Source organism: Escherichia sp. MOD1-EC5990, from assembly GCF_002965285.1.
Taxonomy (GTDB): domain Bacteria; phylum Pseudomonadota; class Gammaproteobacteria; order Enterobacterales; family Enterobacteriaceae; genus Escherichia; species Escherichia coli_F.
Window position 1 is genome coordinate 1 of record NZ_PTRV01000044.1, and the last position, 8,224, is coordinate 8,224.

7 protein-coding genes and 4 pseudogenes are annotated in these 8,224 nt (G+C 43.1%); 6 read left to right on the plus strand and 5 right to left on the minus strand.

Annotation, left to right across the window (positions count from 1 at the left end; translation table 11 throughout):
* Positions 1 to 76 precede the first annotated feature (76 nt).
* Positions 77 to 235: pseudogene (locus BEB42_RS25415) on the plus strand (transposase domain-containing protein); the annotation flags it as partial.
* A gap of 248 nt (positions 236 to 483) precedes the next feature.
* On the opposite strand, the gene BEB42_RS25420 reads toward BEB42_RS25415, so the two are convergent.
* Positions 484 to 1,098 carry a recombinase family protein gene (locus BEB42_RS25420; RefSeq protein ID WP_000904942.1) on the minus strand — a complete coding sequence of 205 codons (615 nt, stop codon included), beginning with the start codon at positions 1,096 to 1,098 and terminating at the stop codon, positions 484 to 486.
* Between the two features lie 166 nt (positions 1,099 to 1,264).
* Between BEB42_RS25420 and BEB42_RS25425 the strand changes: the two are divergent.
* From BEB42_RS25425 to BEB42_RS25435, 3 genes and pseudogenes are all read left to right on the plus strand, one after another.
* Positions 1,265 to 4,167, plus strand: a pseudogene (locus BEB42_RS25425) (Tn3 family transposase); the annotation flags it as partial.
* A 287-nt stretch (positions 4,168 to 4,454) separates the two neighbouring features.
* Entirely contained in the window at positions 4,455 to 4,709 is a 255-nt protein-coding gene (locus tag BEB42_RS25430; RefSeq protein WP_000108831.1) for a type II toxin-antitoxin system RelB/DinJ family antitoxin, read from the plus strand.
* The gene (locus BEB42_RS25435) at positions 4,699 to 4,989 is read left to right on the plus strand and encodes a type II toxin-antitoxin system RelE family toxin (protein WP_000143685.1); all 291 of its coding nucleotides are present in this window, start codon (positions 4,699 to 4,701) and stop codon (positions 4,987 to 4,989) included. Before BEB42_RS25430 ends, BEB42_RS25435 begins: the two co-directional genes overlap by 11 nt.
* 365 nt (positions 4,990 to 5,354) lie before the next feature.
* On the opposite strand, the gene BEB42_RS25440 is transcribed toward BEB42_RS25435, so the two are convergent.
* Positions 5,355 to 6,035, minus strand: coding sequence for an EAL domain-containing protein (locus tag BEB42_RS25440; RefSeq protein WP_000452093.1), 681 nt, complete (start codon positions 6,033 to 6,035; stop codon positions 5,355 to 5,357).
* Between the two features lie 248 nt (positions 6,036 to 6,283).
* On the opposite strand from BEB42_RS25440, the gene BEB42_RS25445 reads away from it, so the two are divergent.
* Positions 6,284 to 6,988, plus strand: coding sequence for a helix-turn-helix domain-containing protein (locus BEB42_RS25445; protein WP_000468126.1), 705 nt, complete (start codon positions 6,284 to 6,286; stop codon positions 6,986 to 6,988).
* Between the two features lie 234 nt (positions 6,989 to 7,222).
* Here BEB42_RS25445 and BEB42_RS26555 read toward each other — a convergent pair.
* Positions 7,223 to 7,429, minus strand: a pseudogene (locus tag BEB42_RS26555) (hypothetical protein); the annotation flags it as partial.
* Positions 7,430 to 7,783: 354 nt separating this feature from the next.
* Here BEB42_RS26555 and BEB42_RS26935 point away from each other — a divergent pair.
* Positions 7,784 to 8,014, plus strand: coding sequence for a recombinase family protein (locus BEB42_RS26935; RefSeq protein WP_236942418.1), 231 nt, complete (start codon positions 7,784 to 7,786; stop codon positions 8,012 to 8,014).
* 13 nt (positions 8,015 to 8,027) lie between these two features.
* Here the strand turns inward: BEB42_RS26935 and BEB42_RS25460 are convergent.
* Together BEB42_RS25460 and BEB42_RS25465 are read right to left on the minus strand one after the other, a co-directional pair.
* Positions 8,028 to 8,141, minus strand: a pseudogene (locus BEB42_RS25460) (IS3 family transposase); the annotation flags it as partial.
* Between the two features lie 9 nt (positions 8,142 to 8,150).
* On the minus strand, positions 8,151 to 8,224 hold a 74-nt coding region (locus BEB42_RS25465), incomplete at its 5' end, for an IS1 family transposase (RefSeq protein ID WP_004200914.1).

Genomic DNA, 8,224 nt, shown 5'->3' on the forward strand with positions numbered 1-8,224 from the left:
TCCATAAATTAACCTTCATTTGATGCTGGATTGAACATATCAAAATCAGGCAATTACACAAATCTATGTACAGGCTCAGCGTGGTGCACTGCTATACGGGCTGATCGGCACCTGCCGTCTGAACGGTATCGATCCGGAAGCGTATCTGCGCCATATTCTGAGCGTACTGCCGGAATGGCCCTCCAACCATGTTGACGAACTCCTGCCATGGAACGTGGTTCTCACCAATAAATAAGCGTCAATACGGTGCTCCGTTGACGCTTACACATGGGGTTACTTTACAGAAATCCATCATATGTATACTGGTGCTGTAAATATCACATAGTCTGGATGCTAAAGTGCCGCTGATCCTTCACGTCTCATCCACTGTCAGTAAAGTATCGTTCAGCGCCCCTCCTCGGGAGTGGTACTTTCATTGATCTGTATTCTCACAGTAATTGGGGTTCTACGCCGGAACCCCAGATTTTTTCGGTTGTTTTTTTCTCACTGATTATTCAGTAGTTTTATTCCATCAGCCCGCAATTGACCATCCGGTGAAATATGTCGGTACAGCGTTTGGCGGGTTATACCAAGCTCCTGACATAACCTACTGACTTTTGTCTCAGGGTGTCCCATTGATGCCATTGCAAAACGTAATTTCACAGGTGTCATTTTGTAAGGCCGTCCCCCTTTTCTTCCCCGGGCTCTTGCTGAAGCCAGACCTGCAACTGTGCGTTCTGCAATGAGTTCACGTTCAAATTCAGCCAGTGCTGCAAAAATACCAAATACAAGTTTACCGGCAGGTGTTGTCGTATCGATAGTTGCGCCATGTCCCGTCAGTACCTTTAATCCGATCCCCCTTCCGGTCAGTGTATGCACAATATTGATTAAATGACGCAGATCTCGTCCAAGACGATCCAGTTTCCATACAAGTAGTGTGTCTCCAGGACGTAAAGCTTTCAAACAGGCAGAGAGTCCGGGGCGTTCTTCCTGTTTGCCTGATACCCGGTCCTCATAAATATGAGTCACCTCAACCCCTGCACTGATTAATGCATCACGTTGTAAATCATTCGTTTGTGAACCATCTGCTTTTGAAACCCGCATATACCCTATTAACATGTTACACCTGTCACATATACGTTCGATTAAGTGACATTCTTGTTTTTACGTTTACATCTGTCAATAAATGTCATATTACCTGTCACTTAAACTATGGTGCGTAAAGGGTGTGTTTGTTAATAATGTGACAACAACCACGGTGGTATGACTATAAGGAACCTTGAGGATGGTAGATAAAAATAAACTCCTCAGTATTCTTTCTGGAGCTGAGCAGGAAGCGTTGTACGGGCTACCTGATTTTGATGATGCACAGAGGCTGACATTTTTGGCTATGGATGAATCCGAACTGGCGTTAGCTTGTAGCCGTCGGGGACTTCACGCTCAAATTTATTGCATCCTCCAGATTGTTTATTTTAAGGCCAAACATCTGTTTTTTCGTTTCGGGTGGAAAGATGTTAAGGATGACTGCGATTTTATCCTGCGCCGTTATTTTGGCGGTGCGTCTCTTCCGGATGAGTTTCCTACTAAGTATGAACGCTATGCCCAGCGGGAAAAAATTTGCGCGCTGTATGGCTACCGTCCTTGGTCATCGGCTTTGTCCTCACAACTCGAAGAACAGGCCATTCACATTGTCCGCCGTGATATAACACCCGGCTTTATCGCCACAGAGCTGATTATCTGGCTTAACGCGCATAAAATCATCAGACCCGGTTACACCACACTCCAGGAACTGGTGAGCCGGGTACTTTCTGATGAGCGGCAGCGGCTGGAGCGTATTCAGACGGAACACCTGGATGAGCCGACTATTGCTGAACTGGATAAGCTGATTGAACGGGATGACACGCTTTCCCGGCTTGCTGTTCTCAGGCAGGATGCACGGGACTTTGGCTGGCGTCAGATGCGCAATGAACGGGAAAAGAGGGCCGTCCTGGAACCACTACACCATAAAGCCTGTGAAATTCTGCCTGTACTGAATATTTCTCAGCAAAACCTTCTGTATTATGCCAGTCTGGCAAATTTCTATACCGTTTACGATCTTCGTAAACTGAAACCCGGGCAGACCCGCCTTTATCTGCTGTGCTATGCATGGATTCGTTACCGGCAGTTCAGCGACAACCTGGTGGATGCGATGTTTTTCCATATGAAACAGCTTGAGGATGAAAGCCGCAATATGGCCAAAAAACTTCTGGCTGAAGTACAGGAAAAACACCGTCGTGAAACGTCTAAAATCGGTCGTCTGTTGTCACTTTACGTTGATGACAGTGTTCCTGATCCCACCACCTTTGGTGAAGTCCGTCAGCGGGCCTGGAAAATCATGCCCCGGGAAGCACTGAAAAGTACGGCACAGCGCATGAGTGTGAAACCCGCCGGTAAACTGGCGATGCAATGGCAGGTTGTGGATGGTATGACAGCATTAATCCGGCGTAACCTGAGGCCATTATATCTGTCACTTGACCTCACCAGCATGGTCCGGGACAGCCCGTGGGTTAAGGCGCTGAACTGGCTCAGAGTGGTGTTCAACAAAAAGCAGACTCTTTCTCAGCGCCCTCTGGGGGAGTGTCCACCGGAAACACTTCCCTCACGATTGCACCCGTATCTGCTGGAATCAGGCGAAGAGGGGGAAACTGTCAGGCTGAATGCCGGGCGTTATGAATTCTGGCTCTACCGACAAATCAGAAAACGCTTTCTGTCCGGCGAAATTTACCTTAATGACAGCCTCCGGCACCGCCATCTTTTAGATGAATTGGTTGCAGAAGGTGAACAGTCTGCGGTTCTGGCTGAAATGAAAATCCCCTTTCTGCAAAAGCCCATAAAAGCACAGTTAAAGGCACTGTCAGGCGAACTACACCGACAATGGAAAGCGTTTAATCGTGAGCTGAAACAGGGAAAGCTGAAGCATCTGGAATACGACACAGAAACGCGGAAGCTGAACTGGCATAAATCGGTAGTCAGTCGTTATAAAGAACAGAACCGACGTTTTTACGGGCAACTGCCGTTCTGTGATATTACAGACGTTTTCCGTTTTGTTAACGAACAGTGCCGGTTCCTCTCCGTCATGAAACCATTACAACCCCGTTATGCCAAAAAAGAAGCAGATACAGACAGTCTGACGGCTGTCATCGTTGCTCAGGCCATGAATCATGGCAACCATGTCATGGCGCGAACCAGTGATATTCCATACCATGTGCTGGAAAGTACGTACGAACAGTACCTTCGTCAGGCATCACTGCTCGCGGCCAATGACTGCATCACTGATGCCATAGAGAAGCTGCCCGTTTTTCCGCTCTATTCGTTTGAGCCGGATACCCTTTACGGCGCTGTGGATAGGCAGAAATTTGGTGTTGAACGACCAACAGTGAAAGCCCGACACTCACGTAAATACTTTGGCCGCGGTAAAGGCCTGGTTGCCTACACTCTGCTGTGTAACCATATCCCGATCAACGGATACCTGATTGGCACGAATGATTACGAAGGACATCACGTTTTTGATATCTGGTACCGCAATACATCTGTAGTGAAACCGGTGGCCATCACCGGGGATATGCACAGTGTTAACAAGGCAAATTTTGCGATACTGCACTGGTTTGGCCTTCGTTTTGAGCCTCATTTTACTGACCTGAACCGGCAGTTACAGGAGCTGTACAGCACCAGGGAACCGTCGGTCTATAAAAAATGCATGATTCAGCCAGCCGGTCGGATTGACCTGGAGCTTATATCCCGGGAGAAAAGCAATCTTGATCGCATCGTTGCCACGCTGGGTCTGAAGGAAATGACACAGGGAACGCTGATCCGTAAGTTATGTACATATACAGCAACCAATCCGACAAGGCAGGCAGTATTTGAATATGACCGTCTGATTCGCAGTATTTATACGCTGAAATATCTGCGCGACCCGCAAATGGAACGCAATATTCGCCGTTCCCAGAACCGGATAGAGTCTTCTCACCAGTTACGTGCAGCAGTGGCCAAAGTTGGTGGAAAGAAAGAGTTAACCGGAAAAAACGATATAGAAACGGGAACAGTAATCAGTGCGGTCGCCTGATCTCCAACACGATCGTTTATTACAACTCGGCGATCCTGTCACGTTTGCTGAGGCGACAGGAAACAGAAGGTAATGAAAAGGCCATTGAGGCTCTGACCAGGATATCACCAGTAGCCTGGCAACACATTTTGCTGAATGGGCATTATACCTTTCAGAACAGTAATGAACTTATTGATCTGGATACATTGGTAGCCGGTTTAAAACTGGGATAACGGAAAAATCTGGGGTTCCGGCGTAGAACCCCGGTATCATATGAAACAACAGAGTGCCGCCTTCCATGCCGCTGACGCGGCATCTGTAATGCGTCAATACATTTGTCATTACATCTATTCGCGTATATACTGCCTGTCTATTTTATTACCGGAGCACTATCATGAGTACTGTTCAAATTCGTGTAGATGAAGAACTGAAGAAAAATGCCTGGCAGGTCTTCGAAAAGCTCAACCTTTCACCTTCAGAGGCCCTCCGCCTTTTTCTCCGTTATGTGGCTGAAAATGAAAAACTTCCTTTCAGCGAAGTGTCTGTTGTGGTCAGTGACAATGATGAGGATGAAGATATTCTGAATATTGTCAGAGAACGGCTGAAAAATCCTGCCAGACGCATCAGGGTGAATATTGATGACCTTTAATATCGACTTCGATGAAAGAGCCTTTAAAGAGTGGAAGAACCTGGACAAGACAATACGTGACCAGTTTAAAAAGAAACTCAGGAAACTACAGCATAATCCCTATACTGGTGCTACCAGGCTTCATGGTGACCTGGCTGGATGTTTTAAAATAAAACTAAGAGCATCTGGGTTTCGGCTTATTTATAAGGTCATTGATGAGGAAATTGTTATATGGGTGATTGCTGTAGGTAAACGAGAGCGGAGTAACGTTTATAATATCGCCAGTGAACGAATGAGATAACAGGGGACCGCCTGGAATTCGGAAAACATCCCACACCAAGACTATTTTTTAACCAAATCGTTTTTGGTGATCGCCAGAATAGCGAGGCTACAGCGGTTTTTGTGTCCGAAACCAACCGTTTTCGGACATTGTTAAACAGATATGTCCGAAAGTCAGCGAAATCACTTTCTTCTTTGTAAAATTTGGTGTGTAGTGCCTCTGGCAAAATCTCTGATTTCACGTAGCGCTCTGCCAGTAACTATCTGTGGTTAATGATCCACGTTTGGTGATGCAACAGGAGTTTTGTATAACTCGCCAGAACAGTGGTGTTTAGGAAACTTCTGTATTCAGATGAAAACACATCTGCCTTCCGATATCTCATATATTTATAGCCACGCACTATTTATGTGTTTAATTTCAGATAGAGGCACAGAAGGGAAAAAATATCCTTGAGTGCCCCATAATCCAGTATTCATTGATAACCCATTGTAATAGATGTTTTCTACGCCTTCAGCTATAATATTTGGGCATGATTTTTTTAAATTATTAATAATTCCCTCAAAATATGGTTTGTCTATATTTTTCTGAAAAAATAATTTGTCAAGTTTTATGGCGTGATATTTATTTTTCATCGCTGTGTGCATGGTGCTATTCCTACTACCAAAATCATCAAGCCAGATATACTCTGTAAGAGAGCAAAGAAAAGGTATAACATCATTGTTCTGAGTTAGCTCAGGATATGTTTCTGATATTTCAAGTGCTATAAATTTATTTTCGGATATTGTTTTTTGAATTTCATTATCACAACTAATATATAGGCAGGTTTCGTAATCAACATTAACAGAACACAGTATTCCATGATGTTCGAAAAAATCCCTGTGATTAATTATTTCTTTTATTTGAGACTTAAGTAGATTGATTTTCATTGTGGTTGTAAACATGCTTAAAACTCTCTGCGTAGAGAGAGGAACTCCAGTTTTAGAATAAAATCTACTCAATACTTCAACAGCAATTAGTTTGTTAATGTTTGTGGATATTATTGGTTCTGCAATGTAAATTACTTCCATATATACTCCACCTTAAAATAGATTTGTCGAGGATGATTTATGACTAAACATATACTATATGTCATGTTAACATTCTTTCCTAACTTTTTTATAAGTATTATTCATCTAGATGTAGTTCAGGGATTTTCAATTTAGATAAACAAAAAATGTGATGTACATCAATAAATTTATATTTCACGCATGTGCTTGATTTCTGTTTCTGTATCTATCTATTCTTTAAAAAAAGCCTTTTGAGAAGGATAGTGGCTATGTTCGGAGTGTGTTACTTTATTCTCATAAAGAAACCAATAAATTTTCAGTTTCTTAAGGATTTCCTGATATTAAACTATGGTGATGTTCTGTTGCTTAAGCATTCAGAAAGAGATTTTTTGCAGAGCTATTCAGATAAATATCTGGAAATTGAACTTAACGAAGATACCGTTAGAAACTATTTATCGTGTTACAACCACTGCGAGAAACAGTTTCTGGATAAACCCCCCTGCATATTAAGGAAAAGCTTTGCTTATCCAGATTTATTAATAAGTATGATAGATAATATAAATTCACAAAATCATATACATCCAAATTTTAAGGATGCAATATGTTTTTCATTGCTCTCAGTATTTAGTGATGTAGCAAACTTAAGAGCATTCCTCACATCAGGAATGCCTACGTTTTCAGGAAAAGTTCGAAGCATTTTTCTTTCAGATGTTTCTAAACACTGGAAATTGAGAGATTTAGCTGATTATCTTTACATGAGCGAGAGCTTAATAAAGAAAAAACTATTTTTAGAAAACACTTCTTTTAGTAAAATATTACTTGATACCAGGATGTCGCTTGCCATTAAATTGCTAAAGCAAAATCATCCGATAAAATATGTGTCTGAAATGTGTGGGTTTAGTAGTACATCGTACTTTGTATGCCTTTTCAGACAATACTATGAGTGTACACCACGTAAATATCTAAAACATTAGAGAACACCTGTCTTTACTTCCTTATTTTACCAATGATTTCAGCTAAGAGATTTTGAGCGAATGTCCGTTAATCGTTCCTCTTACGGACATGTTCAGTTTGGGATCAGTATGACAACTCGTGGCAAAACAACTGGTAAAAGTGAACGACTGTCTGTTTTAAATAATGCTGAACAGGAAGCTTTGTATGGCCTCCCTGATTTCGATGACGCACAGCAGCTGGAATTTCTGACCATGGATGAATTCGATAAAACCCTGGCGTTTCTTGAAGCTATCGTTAATGCAGATGATGAAACAACGATTGGTGTGATTCGCCCTTTTGCTGACGACCTGGACGCTGTCCGGTTTAACCGTAACAAAATCAACCGGCAGCTGAGCAAACTCGACCTTGCCTCTCCAGCGCTGGAGCCTGAGGTAATTTGGCTGGGGCGTCGTCGCTGACAGCTTCTATAAAGGTATACGTTTTCAATATGTCCTTCAGTTACCCGGAAAAATATCTATAAACCTCCATAAATCGGTGTTTATGGATTATTCTTAAAATCTCTATAATGTTTAAAGACATTCCGGAGGTTTCACATGCAATATGCCTACATCAGGGTGAGCTCAGCCGACCAGAATACAGCACGTTAGGAAGAGGCATTGTTAAAGGCGGGTTTTCAGCCAGATAAAATTTATGTTGAACATGCCAGTGCTAAGGATACAAACCGACCGGAGTTGCAGAAGCTCCTTGAGTAACTGCGCCCGGGAGATACGCTTCTTGTCCATTCCATCGATCGCCTTTGTCGGAATATGATGGATATGTGTGCTGTAACAACCAGGCTTCGGGAGATGGGCGTTACCCTTATTTTTCTGAAGGAACAGCTTACGTTCAATGCTGGAATAAGCAATCCAATGCAGGAGTTACAGTTGCACATGATGTCTGCATTCAGTCAGTTTGAACGTGCTTTACTGAAAGAAAGGCAGGCTGACGGTATTCTGGAAAGCAGTAAACGATATCTCTGGCACGGTAATGTGATCCTACCCACGTAATATGGACACAGGCCTAAGCGAGGTTCTTGTTTTCAAATTGTTCCGGACTGAGGCCGCCACACCAACTGTGCCGCCGCCACCGATTGTAATCACATTCGATATAATTAAACACCGTTGCCCGGGTAATGACTCCAACTTATTGATAGTGTTTTATGTTCAGATAATGCCCGATGACTTTGTCATGCAGCTCCACCGATTTTGAGAACGACA

What these genes read in the sequence shown, in the direction of transcription:
- BEB42_RS25445 (WP_000468126.1), top strand. Translation starts at nt 6,284, where the DNA reads ATGTTCGGAGTGTGTTACTTTATTCTCATAAAGAAACCAATAAATTTT.
- BEB42_RS25430 (WP_000108831.1), top strand. Translation starts at nt 4,455, where the DNA reads ATGAGTACTGTTCAAATTCGTGTAGATGAAGAACTGAAGAAAAATGCC.
- BEB42_RS26935 (WP_236942418.1), top strand. Translation starts at nt 7,784, where the DNA reads ATGTGTGCTGTAACAACCAGGCTTCGGGAGATGGGCGTTACCCTTATT.
- BEB42_RS25420 (WP_000904942.1), bottom strand. Translation starts at nt 1,098, where the DNA reads ATGTTAATAGGGTATATGCGGGTTTCAAAAGCAGATGGTTCACAAACG.
- BEB42_RS25435 (WP_000143685.1), top strand. Translation starts at nt 4,699, where the DNA reads ATGACCTTTAATATCGACTTCGATGAAAGAGCCTTTAAAGAGTGGAAG.
- BEB42_RS25440 (WP_000452093.1), bottom strand. Translation starts at nt 6,035, where the DNA reads ATGGAAGTAATTTACATTGCAGAACCAATAATATCCACAAACATTAAC.